Source organism: Pacificoceanicola algae (genome assembly GCF_049341065.1).
Taxonomy (GTDB): Bacteria; Pseudomonadota; Alphaproteobacteria; order Rhodobacterales; family Rhodobacteraceae; genus Pacificoceanicola.
On sequence record NZ_JBMPIX010000022.1, the window covers coordinates 1 to 17,389 of the forward strand.

Annotated in this window: 17 protein-coding genes; 13 read left to right on the forward strand and 4 right to left on the reverse strand. The window is 58.8% G+C overall.

All coding sequences use genetic code 11. The features are described from left to right. Window positions 1-126: 126 nt before the first annotated feature. The 3 genes from repC to ACOYQJ_RS21195 all read right to left on the reverse strand — a co-directional run bounded on the left by repC (window position 127) and on the right by ACOYQJ_RS21195 (window position 2,513). Complete coding sequence (repC, locus tag ACOYQJ_RS21185; RefSeq protein WP_422908020.1) at window positions 127-1,278, reverse strand: replication initiation protein RepC; 1,152 nt, start codon at window positions 1,276-1,278, stop codon at window positions 127-129. Window positions 1,279-1,504: 226 nt separating this feature from the next. Continuing rightward, window positions 1,505-2,158, reverse strand: a complete 654-nt coding sequence (locus ACOYQJ_RS21190; protein WP_072506900.1) for a hypothetical protein — start codon at window positions 2,156-2,158, stop codon at window positions 1,505-1,507. An 85-nt stretch (window positions 2,159-2,243) separates the two neighbouring features. Next, window positions 2,244-2,513 carry a hypothetical protein gene (locus ACOYQJ_RS21195; RefSeq protein ID WP_072506899.1) on the reverse strand — a complete coding sequence of 90 codons (270 nt, stop codon included), beginning with the start codon at window positions 2,511-2,513 and terminating at the stop codon, window positions 2,244-2,246. Window positions 2,514-2,710: 197 nt separating this feature from the next. Between ACOYQJ_RS21195 and ACOYQJ_RS21200 the strand changes: the two genes are divergently transcribed. From ACOYQJ_RS21200 to virB11, 13 genes are all read left to right on the forward strand, one after another. Then, window positions 2,711-3,052, forward strand: coding sequence for a hypothetical protein (locus tag ACOYQJ_RS21200; RefSeq protein ID WP_009819929.1), 342 nt, complete (start codon window positions 2,711-2,713; stop codon window positions 3,050-3,052). A gap of 82 nt (window positions 3,053-3,134) precedes the next feature. Further along, entirely contained in the window at window positions 3,135-3,683 is a 549-nt protein-coding gene (locus ACOYQJ_RS21205; protein ID WP_380716421.1) for a lytic transglycosylase domain-containing protein, read from the forward strand. Then, window positions 3,680-3,964, forward strand: coding sequence for a TrbC/VirB2 family protein (locus tag ACOYQJ_RS21210; protein WP_037239483.1), 285 nt, complete (start codon window positions 3,680-3,682; stop codon window positions 3,962-3,964). The genes ACOYQJ_RS21205 and ACOYQJ_RS21210 overlap by 4 nt, the downstream gene beginning before the upstream one ends. Before the next feature lie 23 nt (window positions 3,965-3,987). Continuing rightward, a complete protein-coding gene (locus ACOYQJ_RS21215; protein WP_037239481.1) occupies window positions 3,988-4,263 on the forward strand; it encodes a VirB3 family type IV secretion system protein in 276 nt (91 codons plus the stop codon). Further along, window positions 4,253-6,622, forward strand: a complete 2,370-nt coding sequence (locus ACOYQJ_RS21220) for a VirB4 family type IV secretion/conjugal transfer ATPase (protein WP_083570467.1) — start codon at window positions 4,253-4,255, stop codon at window positions 6,620-6,622. The genes ACOYQJ_RS21215 and ACOYQJ_RS21220 overlap by 11 nt, the downstream gene beginning before the upstream one ends. Window positions 6,623-6,787: 165 nt before the next feature. Then, window positions 6,788-7,876 (forward strand): lytic transglycosylase domain-containing protein, encoded by a 1,089-nt coding sequence (locus tag ACOYQJ_RS21225; RefSeq protein ID WP_422907984.1) that lies wholly within the window; start codon window positions 6,788-6,790, stop codon window positions 7,874-7,876. After that, window positions 7,866-8,675, forward strand: a complete 810-nt coding sequence (locus ACOYQJ_RS21230) for a type IV secretion system protein (RefSeq protein ID WP_072506895.1) — start codon at window positions 7,866-7,868, stop codon at window positions 8,673-8,675. Before ACOYQJ_RS21225 ends, ACOYQJ_RS21230 begins: the two co-directional genes overlap by 11 nt. A gap of 3 nt (window positions 8,676-8,678) precedes the next feature. Beyond that, complete coding sequence (locus ACOYQJ_RS21235) at window positions 8,679-9,167, forward strand: hypothetical protein (protein ID WP_072506894.1); 489 nt, start codon at window positions 8,679-8,681, stop codon at window positions 9,165-9,167. A gap of 29 nt (window positions 9,168-9,196) precedes the next feature. Continuing rightward, window positions 9,197-10,171: a TrbL/VirB6 family protein gene (locus ACOYQJ_RS21240; RefSeq protein ID WP_422907985.1), complete on the forward strand. Its 975-nt coding sequence runs from the start codon at window positions 9,197-9,199 to the stop codon at window positions 10,169-10,171. A 2-nt stretch (window positions 10,172-10,173) separates the two neighbouring features. Beyond that, window positions 10,174-10,818, forward strand: coding sequence for a VirB8 family type IV secretion system protein (locus ACOYQJ_RS21245; protein ID WP_111550067.1), 645 nt, complete (start codon window positions 10,174-10,176; stop codon window positions 10,816-10,818). 3 nt (window positions 10,819-10,821) lie between these two features. Then, window positions 10,822-11,553 carry a TrbG/VirB9 family P-type conjugative transfer protein gene (locus tag ACOYQJ_RS21250; RefSeq protein WP_316780941.1) on the forward strand — a complete coding sequence of 244 codons (732 nt, stop codon included), beginning with the start codon at window positions 10,822-10,824 and terminating at the stop codon, window positions 11,551-11,553. A gap of 2 nt (window positions 11,554-11,555) precedes the next feature. After that, window positions 11,556-13,013 (forward strand): TrbI/VirB10 family protein, encoded by a 1,458-nt coding sequence (locus ACOYQJ_RS21255; RefSeq protein ID WP_422907986.1) that lies wholly within the window; start codon window positions 11,556-11,558, stop codon window positions 13,011-13,013. 110 nt (window positions 13,014-13,123) lie between these two features. Continuing rightward, the gene (gene virB11 / locus ACOYQJ_RS21260; protein WP_083570465.1) at window positions 13,124-14,122 is read left to right on the forward strand and encodes a P-type DNA transfer ATPase VirB11; all 999 of its coding nucleotides are present in this window, start codon (window positions 13,124-13,126) and stop codon (window positions 14,120-14,122) included. 128 nt (window positions 14,123-14,250) lie between these two features. Here virB11 and ACOYQJ_RS21265 read toward each other — a convergent pair whose 3' ends face one another. After that, window positions 14,251-17,334 (reverse strand): type III restriction-modification system endonuclease, encoded by a 3,084-nt coding sequence (locus tag ACOYQJ_RS21265; RefSeq protein ID WP_422907987.1) that lies wholly within the window; start codon window positions 17,332-17,334, stop codon window positions 14,251-14,253. Window positions 17,335-17,389: the final 55 nt, after the last annotated feature.

The window sequence follows — 17,389 nt, forward strand, 5'->3', positions numbered from 1 at the left end:
TCCCAAAATTCAACTGCCCCACACTTTACGGTACTCTCCCAGACCAGCAATCATGGTATTTAACATAAACTTCATTACCAGATTTTCAGCGCGTTTTTGGGCAAGTTCAGTTGCGGGTTGGAAACTCTACCTCACCCCATTGCGCCGTTTTTGCAGAGCCGCAACGCTTGCATCAAAGTCCAGCCTTCCTGCCTTGGCTCGACGGATCAGTTCGCGCATCAAACCGCCAGGATTGCGAACAGGGTAACTCGGGTGATCTCGCTGCGCATCAACCAATAGTAGGCAGAAAGCCAACCCGTGGTCGCCCAAGGTGCTCTGGCCCTCGTGCCAAACTGAAGTATGGATGTCGAGCATCGGCAGCAACGCCCAGGCCGCCTCGATGATGTCGCGCTCTTTGAGAGGTCGGTTTTGATCTCTGCTCGCGTCAAGCATCATGCGCAAGCCGTCGCCGGCAATGCGATATAGATTCTCTGGCGTCAGAGCGGGTGGCGCGGGGCAGGGAATTGATGATGGCGATTCACTCTGTGCGATTTCCGCGTGTCTTTCAGAGTTATCCACAGCGGGCGGCGTCTTTACAGTTTGAGTTTCTTCTCTGGTGTTTTGTGTAAAGGGCCGGAAGTTTTCCGCTGGCTGGTCGGAAGAAAGCCCACGTTTTTCAAGCCAGTCATCAAGGCTGCTGCACAGATCGGAACTGGCCTTCAAATGGGCGTTGAGCCGCTCCAGACCGAGACGGCTTAAAGCATCGCTGCGTGGCCATTTATCGAAACTGGCGAGAATCTTGACGATCTCAGGATCTTTGATAGCCGAGGAGGGCAGGGCGGCGATGCACCGTTTCATGTGACGCAAACGAAGGGACCGAAGATCCTTCAAAGCGCGCAAATGCCTCCGTTCCGCACGGAGCCGATCGCGAAGGGCTATGAACTCTTCCAGTCGCGCGATCAGCGGGGTCAGTATCAAGCCTAGGCCAGCGCGACCATAGCGGGCCCCATTCGCCGCGACACGTTTCACGATCAGCCCAAGCTTGGCCAGCGCGGCCTCATCCGTTCGCAACTGGCGCGACGTCTTGCCAAGTTCGACCGCTGCGAGATCTTGCGCGCCAAAAAACACCGGTTCACGATGGGGAGAGGTCCAGTCGGATGCGCGAGTCCGCCCGATGATGTAGTTCAGAACTGCGAGGCGCGCCGGGCGCAAGCCTATATGCGGGGCAACCTCTGAAATTAGTGCCATAACAGCACCTTTGGTCCAGCCTTCCGGCAGGGTGAGATGGGTTTGGATCACGTTCAATGTCTACTCCTTGTGAATTGGGACAAGGCTGCAACAGGGAATCCGTGTCCCAGCGAGCGACACGTTTTTTCATTGCCTTGACTGTCGGGACTGCTAGAACGAGATCACAGTTTGATTTGATCTGACGGAACGCCAATTCCGTTGTTCTTTGAGCCCCTCGCTTGGTTGCCGCCTTGCGGGGGTTTCTTCTTTTTTATCGTTTGCCTGTGACTGTTTGAGATCAGTAGTTGACTTGTTCGAAGCCATAGGTGCCCTCAAAATCCTCCCAATCGACGAACACAGCACGGACCCAGATATCGGGGCAGTTCTGGCCGTATCGCTCGGCCCCTCGGAAGGCTGGAGGAAGGGCACTTATCGAGCTGTTTTGCCACCGAAATTGGCCGTCCTGATCATATGTGCCACGCCGCACGGAAGCATATCTGTTGCAATCGTCACGGCCCTCCCTCTGACGTGCCGTAACCTGAAAGACATCTATGGAGCGGATGAAATTAAAAGCAGGGTCCGTCACATCGATATCGGCGGCACGCCCGACAGCTTGGGCGAGTTGGAGCGTTTCTCGCTCTCGGGGCAGGGAGACTGCTGGACCCGGATTGAACCCCGCCAACCTGTAGAGGCGCTCAACCGGGTTCGGCGCTTCGAACTCAGCACGCATTGGACAACGCCAGATCTGCAGCGGTGGTTCGACTGGCCAGGGCGTGATCCGGCGGATAAACTCCGCGCGCGCCCGGGCACATGGGACCGAAGGCGGCCAACCGCCTGCGAGGCACAGGAGGATCGCACAATCGATCTGGTAGCCTTGTGCGGCGGCAGGTTTGGCAGCAAGCGGTGTAAGCCCGATCGCGATGATCGCGGCAGTTGACAGAAGCCGCCTCATGACAGAGCGCCGCCGCTAAAGCGTTGTCGTATAATAAGACTTATGTTAATTGTGTCATATTTACTGACATATTTTGCGCGTCGTTTCATTGGAACATCTCCTGGTAAGCGTCAAGCACAAGACGGACTTCGGCCTGCGCGGAAGCTGATGCTGCGGCGAGGCAATTCAGATAGGTTTGTGCCTCATCGAAGTAGGTGTTGAACTCGGCTCTGATGTCGTCGCCGTACTCGTTCAGGAGCGCAGGCGAGGCCGCCAGCTCCGGCCGCAACGGCGCCACGCAGTCCATCGCCAGCGTCTCGGCGGTTGCTGGGATCGCTAGGGCGATGAATGTGCTACATGCCAGCAACCGCGACATCTGGTGGTCTCCCGACAATCTGGGGGCGAATCGTGTGTCGGACCTATCACTGAAAAAATATCTTAATCAATCAAAAGATATCTATTGACCATCTAAAGGGTTTTCCGCTACGTCGCCGCATATCTTGTGACATGCACTGTTTGAAGCGGTGCAAAAGCAGGTTACTTCCGTAGGAACTTCTTTCCTTCGGAGGCAAAATGGCAGGAACAAAATACCCCGTGATCCTAACATCGCACATGCAAGAGGCGATCGAGGGTGGGGCATGGATCGAGGTGGAATGCGTTGAAGCCCCGGAAAAGGGCGGCAACACGCATAGGGGTGGCTGGACGGTTTTCGTCTGCTCCAATGACGGTCAAGGCGGTGTGCACCGGTCGGTCTATGTGACCAACCGGGATCTTAAACCACGCGTCTTCAAGACCGCAGCAGGGCTCATGAGCTTCTGCCTGGAGCTCGACGCAAAGGTATTCAGCTGCCCTCTCCGAGAAGGTGAGAGAGGCACGTGGGAGTTTGAGACGACAAGGTATCCTACCAGCGGCTAGCCTCGTTCTCTGGGGGCTTTCAGGCCCTTCCACTTATGCACAATCCGTTATCGATCTCGATGCTCCAGACCGTGTTGGTCGACTGACCAGTAGCGTTCTCGACTTTGCAAGACCCCAACCCGAGCAAGGCGACATTGTCGCACGGTCTGAGGTCGTCCCTCTTGACTCACCACGCCTTTCTCCGCCTCGGGTCCCATCGGGCCGCCCTGCGGTCGAGACTATGATCCTTGATGTGGGTTCGGTCTACGCGGACCACCCGGCCCTGCGCAGGGCCGGGATGTCCTCTCGCGACTGGCTCGCATTCTTTCGCGCCAACATCGCTATTGAAAGCGCATTTGATCCAGGCGCGCGGTCGCATGTCGGCGCAATCGGGCTTGGGCAGTTGATGCCGGACACTGCACGCGTGCTTGGCGTCGATCCGCATGATCCTGAGCAAAACCTGCATGGATCCGCCCGCTACTTGCTGACACAACTTGATCGTTTTGGCACGCCGCAGCTTGCGCTCGCGGCCTACAACGCCGGCCCCGAAGCCGTGGCGCGCCATGGCGGGATTCCCCCCTACCGCGAAACCCAAGGCCATGTCCGCAAGGTCATGGCCGTCTATGCCCAATCCATCGGAGACCAGATATGAAACGCATCGACTATACCCGGGCGGCATTGGCCGCGTTGCTGATAGTGGCCGCAGCCCCGGCGCTCGCACAAGACCTTAGCCCGGTCTCTGACATGATCGACAACATCATCGACGCGGTGACGGGTCCGATCGGTCGTGGCCTCGGTGTGCTCGCTCTCGTGGGATCGGGTGTCATGATGTTTTTCGGGCGCCTCAACTGGCCGATCTTCGTCGCCGTGTTTGTCGGCGTGGTGCTGATCTTTTCGGCCGAGACCATCATCGACGGCTTTGCGGCTCCTTGATCTGACCGACCGCAGAGACCTCCATGCGCGACACACCACTCTTTCTGGGGCTGACCAAGCCGCCACGGATATTCGGTCTCCCGATCGGATATTTTGTGGCGCTGGTCTTCGCATCCGTGATCCCTTTCATTCTGGTTGACGACATGCGGTTCCTGCTGGTTTTCCTCGCGGGCTACCCACCGCTTTGGCTGGTCGCAGACCGCAATCCACATCTGTTTCAGATTTTGAACGTGGTGATGTCGCGCACCCCGCGAACGAGTGTGCGATCCTGTAATGGGGGCGATCTCTATGTCGCGTGAGTTTCGGGGGTTAATTGCCAGCAGCGCTGTTCGGGATGCACTTGGGGACAAGGTTTTGAAAGCCGAGCGTCTTGGGCGGCACCTACCTTACATTGCTGCGGTGCGAGACAATGTCATCCTGACGCGGCAGGGTGATCTGATGGCGTCGGTCACGCTTGGCGGGATCGACAGCTTCACCAGTGATGACGCCCGGATCGATGAGATCAGTGAAGGCTTTGCCCGGATCGTCAGTCAGTTGGGCGAGCGTTTCGGTTTCCACATCAACAAGGTATCACGCCCGGATGTCGCGGACCTTGCTGCGCCTGACGGTATGCCTTTTGCAAATGCGGTAGACGCGGCGTGGCAGAGAAGCCTGCGCGCACGTGACCTGAAAGCCCGCACCTTGATGCTGACAGTATTGATGCGTCCGTCGATGCCGCAGGCATTCTCGAAGGTTCTGGGCGCCCTTGGCGGCGGCCGCGATTTCCAGAAAGACATCGATACGCGAATTGTTGCCCTGGAAGAGGCCATGACGCTGCTCATGGCGATGTATTCCGACGCAGGTGCAGCGCGCCTGACAGTCTCGAGCGGGGACTGGCTTGCAGTGTTGGCCGCGGTTCACGGACAGAGCTACGGCAAAATCATCGCGGCCCCCGGGCAACTGTTGGCTGACACGATGAGCAATTTCGACGTCAGCTTTCAAGGCAAAACCATGCGGCTGGAAAGCGGCGACAGCGCACGATACGGCGCGATTTTCGGGATAAAATCCTATCCCAGTCGCACCTGGCCAACCATGCTTGACGCGTTGGAACTGCCCTATGACATCACGATCACCAACTCTTTCACGCCGCGGCGCGCCAATGAGATGGTTGAGCGCATTCAACGCACCTTTCGCCAGCGGGGTGCCTCCGAGGATGCTGGTGTCAGCCTGACAGAGCAATTGATCGAAGCCGCCGACGCCGTGGCATCCGGCCGGTCGACCTTTGGGACACATCACGCCTCCGTGCAGGTTTTCTGTGACAGCGCCGAGGAACTGGAACAGGCAGCTTCCGAGATCTGGCGGGCGGGGCAAGAGACCGGTGCCGTTCTGGTCCGGGAATCCTGGGCCGCAAAGGCACTCTATTTCGCGCAAGCGCCTGGAAACTGGGCCTACCGGATCCGTGACGGGATCGTTTCGTCGCACAATTTCGCGGAACTGGCGGCCTTTCACAAGACACGGCCAGGGCGCGGACCTGAGGCCAGCCCATGGGGCAAGACGATCACGGCCTTCCCGACCGTGACCTCCAGCCTCTACCGGTTCAACTTTCACGAAGCGGGGCGCCGGACCGATGAACCAAGCGTCGGGCACACGCTTGTTCTGGGCCGCACCGGGTCCGGCAAGACACTCGGCACGGCTTTTCTCATGGCACAGGCCCGAAGAGTGGGTGCGCGAGTCATCGTTTTCGACAAGGATCAGGGGTTGGAGATGGCGATCCGCGCTTTGGGTGGCAGCTACAGCGAAATCAAGGTGGGCCAGCCCACCGGCTTTAACCCGATGACCACGGAGACCGATGCGCGGGGGGCCGCCTGGCTGACAGATTGGCTCGGCGACATTCTGGCCCGTCACCGTCCACTCGAAACGGTCCAGACTGTCGCGCTGAACGAGGCGGTTCGTCAGATCGCCGCCGCGGAGCCGGGCCTCAGAACCTTCGACGGTTTGGCAAGTCTCGTGGCCTCCACCGATGATGATGGCGACCTGGTGTCCCGCGTGCGGGAATGGACAGAAGTCGGCCGGTACGGTTGGCTTTTCTCAAGGCCCAGTGCCCAGGCGATTGCCATTGGCGAGGATGTCCTTGGTCTCGATATGACCGAACTTCTGGACCAGGACGCAGAACGCTCAGCCCTGCTCGCCTATCTCTTCCGCCGTATCGAGCGCGTGATCGAGGATCGTAGACCAACGATCATTGTGATCGACGAGGCGTGGAAGATGTTGGCTGACGATATCTTCGTCAAGCGCCTCCATGACTGGCTGGTTACCATGCGCAAGCGCAACTGCGTGGTGATGATGTTGACCCAGACACCGGGCCATCTGGACCAAAGTTCGGTCGGCCAGATCATCGCAGAAAGTGTGGCAACCCAGATCCTGTTTCCCAATCCACGGGCAAATCCGGAGGATTACAGCATCCTGCGCCTGAATGCGCGCGAGGCGGATTTTCTTTCCAGCCCGACAGCCGGGTTGCGGCTGGCATTGATCCGTTCTGGCGCCGACAGCGTGTTCGTCAATACCGACCTCGCAGGCTTGGGCGGCCTGGTTACTGTTCTTGGTGGTGGCAAGACCGGCGAGGAAAAGGCTCCTGCCGATTGGCGCAAGAAAGAAGAATTTTGGAAGGACATGATGTGAAAGCACGATTTTTTCTGTTCGTCGCCATGACGGCCCTGAGCGCTTGCGAAGGTGCATCAACAGGCGTGCGATCGCCCTGTTTCGAGCGGCCCGCGATGGCGTTCTTGGCCCCTGCTCCCGACCTTGTTTCACGGAATGCGCATTGTGATTTCCAGAGCTTCTAGAATGGCGATTCCGGTGGCCTTGGGTCTTGGCTCGCTTGCCTCCGCGCAGGGCGTGCCAGTGATCGATGGCTCCAACCTTGCCCGCGCTGTGTCGCGCGTCGAAGAGCTCGCACGCGACGCCTTGCGGCAGGGCCAGAAGCGCGACGCCCGCCAGGATCAAGCGGACATCTATCAAGAGCAGCTTGAAGCCTACGAACGTTTCCTTGCGGAGACCACCGGTGTCACCGACCTGAGTGGGTTCGAGGCTGGTGGGCCCGGCTGGGCGAGCGCTGCAGAGACTTACCCAGCCCAGGAAGATCATCCTGATGCCGATCGCCTCTTCGGTGAGCCAAGCGACGTGGAGCGCATGATCATCACGGTGGCGCGGCGCTATGAGGGTCATCCCGGTGTTGCGGCCGCCGGTCTGACGCCACTGACATGGCGTATCCTGTTTCAGTCACTGATCAAGCAGGAAAGTCGTTTCAACAATGCAGCCGTCTCCCACGTGGGTGCGCGCGGTTTTTGCCAGCTGATGCCGGGCACAGCATCGGATCTCGGTGTGAACCCGTATGATCCTTGGGAAAACCTGGACGGTGGCGCACGCTACATTCTCACGCAACTGAACCGCTTCGGTCGGATTGATCACGCTCTGGCGGCCTATAATGCAGGCCCCGGCCGTGTTCTCGAATATGGTGGTGTGCCTCCTTTCGAGGAAACCCAGACCTACGTCCGGCGTATCAACGGCTATTACAACGACTATCTTGGCACCATCACCGGCGTCGACATGACAGGGTCACTGGCGGGCTTCGATGGTGCCTCGGCCGCCTGGGGCAACTGGGCGGATGCCTCGGTCGGCTATGGCGCCTACATGGGCACCCAGATCGATCAGGCCATGACGAGGATCGCGGCGCTTTTGCGTGAAGATCCGCCCGGTAACGCAAAAGAGGCGCTGGACCGCTCCACCTATATGCTTGCTGAACGGGCGCGGCTCATGGCGCTGACGCTGCGTCTGCGCGCGGCCCACGTGAAAGTCGAAGCGGCACAAGGTTTGACCGAGGCCGCCGATCACCTAGAGCAATCCACTTTCTGGAGGTATTCCGATGAGGGCTGACACCCGCATTGCCGCAATTATTGTCGCGGGCACGCTCATGGCGGCACACCCGCCCCCAGCCTTCGCTCAGGGTGTGCCTGTGATCGATGGATCGAACCTCGCGCAGAATATCGAGCAGCTGCAGGCCGCGCTGCGCGATGCGGAAAACCAGCTCCAGCAAATCGAGGAATTGCGTACCCAGATCGAACGCCTCACTGATATTCAGGGCCTTCTTGATGACGTCCTGGGTTCAATTACCGGCCTGAATGAAATCGCAGCCCTCTACAACGATGTGGAGGACCTGCGTGCCCGCGCCCAGAAGATCACCGATCTATCGGGTTTCATGGACAACCTGTCACTCGGGGATTTTGACAGCCTGCTGGACAATCTGCTCGATGGCGACGTCACCATGGGTGAGCGCCGCGCCGCAGATGCCATGCGCGAGACTATGGCCAGTGCGGGGTTCACCTCGGAAAAACTCACCGAGCTGAACGACGCCGGGAACCCGCAAGGCGCTGCCATAGCCGATCTGGCGGCTGCCAATGCCATGGTTATCGGGCAAGCCCAAATTTCCTACGAGGAAGCCGCCCAGAGCATCGAGCGTATCGATGGGCTGGTGGAAGCGATTGGCGAACAGGAAACGCTCAAGGAATCGATTGATCTCAACACGCGTATGGCCGCGGAGACGAATTACATGCTGGGCCAGATGTGGCGCCTGAATGCCGCCCAAGGCTTGGCGCAAGGTCAAAACGGCATTGATTTCGCGGCCGAGCAGGCCCGCACACGCTCCTTCTTTGATTTTTCCGGCGCCGAGGACTGACCCTTGAATACATCACTCAAAGCACTTGCAGTTTTCATCGCCCTAGCAGGCAGTGCCTGGGCGGAAGACTTGCAAGACCTGCCCGACGATACGTTGCTCGGGGAGGTCGTCACTGCCACCGAAAATGGGGAGGAAGAGCGCCTCCTCGATCTCATGCGCGAGGTACAGGCAAGAGGGCTCTTGATGTTCCCGAAGCCGCAAACCTGCACCTTCAGCTATCCGGACACTGAGTTTTTCGGCAACGAGATTTTTCGAGGAGCGGTTCGGTGGGGCTTCGGCACCGACCTGAGAGAGCTTGCAATGTCGCAGGGCTTCTGCGGCTGCATCTATGATCTCGGGTCGCTCGATGCGTTTACGCAGGAACGGATTGGCAAAGCGGCGCAGGATGCAACTACCAGCGATTTCAGCGTCTTTCGCAAATACCGTCGCAGCGATTGGTCAGATGTAAACGAGCGCTATCAGAACTTCCAATTGGAGCGGTGTGGTAGTTAAGGATGGCCATAATCGCTGAGGTTCTGGCATTGGTAGATGCCACTGTCGCGGGCGTGGCAGCTGACACGTATGCTGATACGGTTGCCGCAGTACGCCCGGTTGTACAGACCGCATCTGTGTTGGTGGTCGTTCTTGTAGGCGCAAATGTGGGTCTGCAAGCCGTGCCGCTCTCGGTTTCCACAGTCGTGTCGGTAGGGCTGCGCATTGTGCTGGTCAATGTGTTTTTGATCTACGCAAACCTTTCTGTTCCGTACGATGCGCTGACAAATGCTCCTGCCGAACTTGGTGCAGGTATTCTCAACTCCCTCTCAGGTGGTGATGTCACAAACCTTTATGACGGCATAGACGATCTCTACTCCCAAGCCCTGAATGTCGGGCAGGCGATCAGCCAGAATGGAGGCTGGCTGGCCGGTGCCATGACCAGCGTGGTCATGTTTCTTGTGGCCGCCGCCATGGCGACGATCACCATCATCGTTCTGTCGGCCGCCAAGATCATGTTGGCGGTATTGATCGCCATCGCACCTGTGGTCGTGGCTTGCACATTATTCAAACAATCGGCGCCGCTGTTCGAGGCATGGGTCAAACTCGCCATCGGTTTTTCCTTTGTGCCGCTGTTAGTAGCTGCCATGGCTGGCTTCACCATAGCGACGGGTGAAGCTGTCGCACCTGATAGCCTCGACAGCGTCGAAACACTCGGGGACGCGATTTCGTTCGTCGTGGTGATGATGATCGGCGCTGGCCTGATGTTGCTCGTGCCAACTTTCGCGCAAGGGCTTGCCGCCACGAACATCGGCCTCGCCTCGATCGGTGCAAATGCCGCGCGGATGCCCGGGAACGCGTGGCGCAATACCGGTGCCGCGATCCGGGGCGGAGATGACATGCGACGGGGCTTCAATGCAGGACTTCAGGGACAAGGCGTCTCCGACCGATCGTCCAGCGCGGCCCGTGCCGGGAGCTATGCGGGCGGTGCGGTCAAGCTCGCCGGAAAGATGAAGAAGGGATAGTCATGAGTGATTTCGATATCGATTTGGTGATGGGTCCGCGCCGGGCAGCGCGCGCCGCATGGATCGTTGCGGGCTGTTCCTGCGCCGTATCCGTGCTGTTGGCCCTGACCATTACGGTTATGTTGCCCCTGCGCGAAACCGAAGTGTTTACCGTCCTCGTCGACAGCACGTCGGGTGCAGCAGAACGCATCTATCAGGTTCAGCCGACTGGTATCACCGATGAGGAAGCGATCAAGGAATCCCTGCTTGTCAGTTATATCAGCGACCGCGAAAGCTATTTCAGGAACGGCATTCAAGAACGGCTCGAAAGTGTCCAGCGGCGCTCCAGCGGGCCCGCCCGCGCCTCGCTGATAGAACTCTGGACCGCGGGGGCCGAGAATTATCCACCGCGCAGCTACGGCGCGAATGCGCAGGTCGATGTCCGCGTGCGGGCGATCACCTTCCTGCAGGACGAAGTGGCTCAGATCCGGTTCGACAAACGCCTCACCCGACCCAACCAGACCCCCGTCACGCAAACATTCATCGCCACCGTAGGGTTTGAATTTGCCCCCCGCCGCGAACGCTCCCTGACACGCGTTTGGGAAAATCCCCTTGGCTTCTCGGTGACCGCTTACCGGGTCGATGCCGAAACACTGACACGAGAATAGTTCATGAAAACCTTCATAATTGCCATCGCAACGGTCGGCGGGTTGCTCGGAACGCCCGCCTTGGCCGAGCGCGCACCGGTCACCATGGGTCAGGACGCCCGCGTTCGCCACGTGACCTTCAACCCTACGGATGTGATCCGGATCGACACCCACCTTCGGGTAAACACGTCAATCGAACTCGGTCCCGGCGAACGGATCAATCAAGTCCTGATCGGTGACTCCGCGTCCTATGAAGTGGAGGTTCTGTCAAACCGCAATACGATCTCGATCAAGCCTGTCGAGGCTCGGGCCACGACAAACCTGACGATCTTTACCAACCGCCGCGCTGTCGCCTTCTATCTGACAGAGGGACGCTCGCGGACACAGTCTTTCCGGGTCGTCGTAAACTTTCCCGACGAGCGCCCCGCCGGGCGCCAGCTTGCGGCTGGAGGCCGAGATACCGGCTATCAGTTCGCGGGCAGCGGTGCGATCCGCCCGGTGAGGGTCTGGAATGATGGGCGCTCGACCTTCTTTGAATTCCGGCCCGGCGTGCGGCCCTCGATCTTCGGCTTGAACGCCCAGGGCTACGAGATCACCCAGAACAGCCAGACGCAAGGTGCGGTCGTGCGGGTCACCGGCGTGCGGGACGCCTACACGATCCGCATGGGCGACGATCATATCTGCATTACCCGTGAGACTGGTGGGTTCACGACCGAGGCTGCTGCCGTGGCCGCCCTGCGTGGACGGGAGTTCTGATCATGAGCGACGAGAAAACCGGGGAAAAGGAATACAGCTTCGCACCCAAGCGGCGCGCATCTCTCGGGCTCAGGCTTGGTTTGGGTGCATTGCTTGTGGCAGGGACCGCCATCATTGCCTACCCGCTTGTGCAAGGCAGCGGCATCACTTCTGCCGTTGAAACATCGAAAGCCGACGACTTTCAGGATCAAGTTGACGGTGACGGGTTTGGCCGCATGACAGCCGACGCTGAACCGACCGAACAAAGATCAGAGCCGAGGTTCGATCCCGGACCAATCGAGGATGAACTCGCGGCGCAGCGCCAAGCTCTCGAGGAACAGAACGCCAAGCTTGCGAGCGACGTGGTCGCCCTACAAGCCCAGTTGGCAAGACTGGCCGAGGCCCCTGCCCCCGACAATTCCGCCGAGCTGGCCGAAGCGCTGCGCTCGGTCCAGGAACAGAACACGGCGCTCATCGCCCAGATGCAAAGCGAGATGGACACCCGGTTGGCAGAAGCCGATCTTGAAGCGCAAAAGCGTATCGCTGATGAGGTTGCCGCACGCGCGCGTGTTGCCGATGGCCGGATGGAGCAGTTGATGGAGCAAATGCTCGGACTGCAGCGCCAGAACGACGCCCTGCAACAGCAGATCGATGACGGTATGAGTGACGCTCTACGCGCGCAAACCGAGAGGGATCAGCTCGCCGCCGAGGAAGCCGCGCGGCGGGCTGAACTGGACCGTCGGCGTGCCGAGGCGGCGGCACTGCGCGACACACAAATTCGGTCCGAAGGGGTGATCTTTGATGCGGGCGGCCAGACGGGCAGTCCGGCATCTGACCCTGAGAGGGGACCTGCGGTCGGAGATGCGGCGGCGCGCGCCTTCGTGTTGGACGGTGCCCAGCCCGTTCAAGTCGCGACAGCGGAGGTTATCGCCAATCCTTCCAATACGGTGCTGCAGGGCACGCTCATTCAAGCGTCACTGGAAACCGCCATCGAATCCACATTGCCCGGACAGATTACCGCCATCGTGAACTACCCGGTCTGGAGTTTCGATCAGTCCCGCGTTCTCATTCCCGCAGGCTCCCGCCTCTTCGGGACCTACAATTCGAATGTCTCTTTGGGCCAGGCCCGCATTCTGGTTGGCTGGTCACGCATCGTCACACCCGAGGGGCAATCGGTTCAGCTCGCCGCATTTGGCGCGGACGATCAGGGCCGCTCGGGCGTGACGGGCTCCGTGAACTCCCGCTTTGGGCTGCGCTTTGGCACAGCCGCATTGCTCTCGATCATCGGCGCAGGACCGGCAATCGCCGCATCCGAGGCCAGCTCCGAGACCAGATCAGAAATTGCCGAGGATGTCGCGGGCAGTTTTGCGCAGGCCACCGATGCGGTGATCGGCGAATTTGCCACCCTGCCTCCGGTTATCTCGGTCCAGCCGGGCGCTGCGATCAGTGTGATCGTCGACCGTGATCTTGAGTTCTATTAAGTGCGTTTCGGGTTCGGCAAAACAATCAGGTGTCGAAACACGCGTTCGACCGAAGGGAGAGGCCGCGTGTCTCAAAGCAACACAAACCTGAAACGCACAGGCGGCCACCCATGAACCAGGCGGCAGAAAAAGCCAGTTTTCTTTCGACCTATCTAAAACCTCTGGCTGCACCGCTCGCCGATCCCTGCGTGGTCGAAATAGCGGTCAATCCCGATGGAAAGGTCTGGGTGGAAACCCGGGGGGCTGAGCATATGGTCGGCCTCGAAGGTGTGTTTTACTCCCCTTCCCAAGCTCGGGACCTTGCAACATCCATTGCCAGCGCCACCCACGGACAGATCAGCGAGAAAAAGCCGCTCGTCTCCGGCAAGATCGAGATGAACGGCAAGCCGATCCGGGCACAGGTCGTCTATCCGCCCGTCGTGGATGGCGGGCCCTCGATCACTTTGCGCCGCTACAGTGAAGACCAACTCACCTTGGGCGACATCGGTCTGTTGCACGGTGGACTGGTGGATTTGGGTGCCGAACGACAGGCAAAAGCCGAACAGGTCATCGCACTGACCGAGGCGGGGGATATTCGAGCCGCCATGAAACTCTGCATCGATGAGCGGTTGAACATCATGATCAGCGGCGGGACGTCCACGGGCAAAACGACTTTTGCCCGGGCGCTTCTCGCGCTGGTGACCAAGACGGAGCGTATCGTGACCATCGAGGACGCATTCGAGCTCTTTCCTCCGCAGCCCAATCGCGCGATGCTCAAGGCTGACCGTGTCCCCTCAAGTGAGCGCACCGCGGCCAAATTGCTGGAGACCTCTTTGCGCATGCGTCCTGACCGGATCATTCTTGGCGAGTTGCGCGGCGATGAGTGCAAGACCTTCCTCGACGCGATCAACACCGGCCATTCAGGCTCTTTCACCACAATTCACGCCGATACCGCGCAGAAGGCGCTCGACCGCCTTGCCCTCATGGTCATGTCGGTGGGCATCAATATGAGCTTTGAGGAGGTAAGGCGCTATGCCGCGTCCAGCATCGATGTCGTGGTGCAGCTTGGTCGGAAGGACGGAAGACGCGGGGTCGAACAGGTGTGGCTGCCGGGCAGCTCAAATCCTTGAGGGGATCTGCTAGTCCGCCACAGAGGGCCTGCACACAGCGATGATGCTTAACGGGGCACCCTGATCTGCAAGCGGAAAATGGTCTGTTTGGCGTCAACAGGAAACTCGAGGGAGATACCGCGGTTTCTTCACCCCACATCTTTCACCAGCGTCATAAGTTCAGAGTAGCTGGTGACCACATCATATTTGACGCTGTTGTCATTGATCCGTCGACCGATTTCGTCAAAGAACTTTCGGGCACATTTGATCTTGGTCTGTTCCAGTTCACGCATCTTCATCGAGGGGAGGTCAGACTTGGTCTCTGCGACAAAGTAGAGATGCTTGATACCACCTTCTTTGAACGCGATCGCCCAATCCGGGTTGTAGTCACCAACGGGTGTCGGGATCAGGAAGCCGCGTGGTAGTTTGGAGTAAACGACAACCTCTGCGCTTGTATCGAGATCCCTGACAAAGTCGCGCTCTACCTTTGAATCCACGATCGCATAATCATAAACGTGGTTCTTCAGCTTCTCAGTCGCCTTCTTGAAGTCGTTGCCCGTTTCGCCCGCCGTGAACAGCTCGGAATCATAGCGCTCTTCGACCGCATCGTAGGTCAGCTTTTCGATGATCGCGGTTGCTTTTTGCTCTTGGATCAAGTGCGAGGCATCAGCGATGAATTGTTCAGGGTTCTTGGCAAACTCACCAAATTTTGCCGGTTGGATCCCGGCCAGGATTTCGCCCACGGTCTTGCGTGTCAAATCAGTATTCTGAGCAATTGATCCGATGACATCGTATGACACGCGTGAATGTGCACTCTTGCCGCTCTCAGACCGAATTTTCCCCTGCACGAAGGCACTGCCATCCCGAAGGTTTTCATCGGTCACGTCATCGGACAAGGCACCCTCCGTCACCAGATATTGCAGCGGCGCAACCTGCAGTTCGCTTTCCAACCGGTTAATACAGCTTTGGACCAGTGCGACGCTGTCGAACTCGACCTGATAGACGGCCTTTCGGTTTATCCGGCGCCAAAGCTCTTGAAACTCCTTGCGCTGGAAATTTTCATTCAGCCGGTTTCTCTTTGGGGTGCGCCCGTCGCTGAACATGTCGTCGATGGCCCTGCCATTGAAAACGGTGTCAATCAGCGCGAAGACGGCATTGCGATGGGCTTCCAGCTCCTCGGGAAGCTCTGCCAGTGCCTCCGACTTACGGGCCTCGTGATAGGCGGCGGTGATGTGGCCATCTTCATCGACATAGTCGCTCTTGATCAGGAAGCGCTCCAACTTTTTGGCAAGCGATTTGTCCAAGACCAACTCCAGATCGCCGGTTTTCAACGTCTTGCCATCAAAATACTCGGCATCCGCCTGCTTGGGCCGAGCCGACAGGTTCTCGACGATCTCTTTCTGCAGGGCTGTCACAAACCCCTTGTAGCTCTCCGATGCGACTACGGTCAGCACGTTGATGTCATGCACGGTCACCGGATGATCCATCCTCTCGCCATTGAGATTGACCGCGATCCGCAGACCGCGCCCGACTTCCTGACGCCGTGAGATGGTGTTCTGGCTTTCATTGTGCTTGAGCATGCACATCACGAAGACATTGGGGTTGTCCCAACCTTCTCGCAGGGCTGAGTGGGAAAAGATGAAACGCGTGGGTTCCTCAAAGGACAACAGCCGCTCCTTGTCCTTCAGGATCAGATCGTAATCACTGGGTTCTGTCGATTGGCCCGCCAACTCGCCACGGGCGGCAGCCTTGGGGTCTGTTATCCGCCCCTTCTTGTCGATCGAGAAATAACCGCGATGGGTCTTGCCCACCTCGATCCCGGTCAGATAGTCGCGATACTCCACATTCTCCAGCGGCAACTCAGCAAGTAGCTCGTCAACCGCCTGCGCGTATTCTTCCTCGAACACCCTGGCATATTCGCCCTGCTCGTCAGCCTGGTCGTAGTCACGATACTTCACCACCTCGTCGATGAAAAACAGCGACAGCACCTTGATCCCACGCGCGAACAGCGCCTGTTCGCGTTCCAGATGGGCCGAGATCGTTTCGCGGATCTGAATGCGCCGGATGTCGCGTTCCGTCACATCGCCCGACGCCTCACCCGCGTGCAGTACATCACCATTGGTGAAATGCACCGTGTCATCGCGGGCGTCGATATTGCTGACAACGAAATCCTTGTAGACCTCCAGCCCCTTGGACAGATCGAACAGGTTGCGCCCCTGTTCCAGTTTGCGGGCGACACGTTTGATCCCGCTCTGCATCTTGACCTCGATATCCACCCAGGCGACCGGCGCGGCGCTTGAGGTCTCGATCCGGTGCAGGAACAGATAGGGGTTCGTCCCGCTCAGGCCTTTGGTTTCCACACCGCGCACCTTGATTTTCTTGACCAGCTTCCTGTTGAAGGCATCCACCGCATCCAGACGATGCACCTTGTTGTGGACGGTTCTGTGCGTCGCCGAATAGCGCAGGATGAACAGCGGGTTGAACAGCGGTAAGCTTTTTTGCGTCGCCGGCCCTTCCATTTTCTGCGGCTCGTCCAGGATCAGGATGGGGCGGTTCTTGGCGATCACGTCGATGGGCTTGCGCGACTGGAAATCGTCCAGCTCGTCATAGATCCGCCGGTTATCCGCCCCTGACGCGTTAAAGGCCTGAACGTTGATCACCATCACGTTGATGCCCGCGTCCGACGAAAAGCTCTCCAGCTCGTGCAGCCGCTTTGAATTATAGACGAACGCCCGGACCTTCTTGCCGTATTCTTGCTGGAAATGCTCAGCCGTCATCTGGATCGACTTGGCCACCCCTTCGCGGATCGCCACGCTGGGCACCATGATGATGAACTTGGACCAGCCATAGCGTTTGTGCATCTCGAACATGGTCTTGATGTAGACATAGGTCTTGCCCGTGCCTGTCTCCATCTCGACGTCGAGGTTGATCTGCGCGCCGGGCTTGTAGCTGGCGGGCTTGGTCTTGCCCTTGTCATCGGTGTGATGCGTCAGGCTGTCCGACGGGGGCAGCATCGCGCCGCGCTGCACCTTGCGGATGTTCTCCAACAAGACGTCCTCGGGCAGCTTGACAGGGGCGTTGCCAAAACCCTCCACCTCCATCTTGGCCTGCCGGTCGGCGCCGGGGTCGATGGTGTATTTCAGAACATCCTGCCGGGGCTGGCCCTCAAAGCAATCGACCACCGCATCGACGGCATCGGTCTGATAGGGTTGCGACTTGAACTTGATTTTCATGACTGTCGCTTTCTTAAATCCAGCGCTTCTTTCGTAATTTCTTTCGTAGGATGTT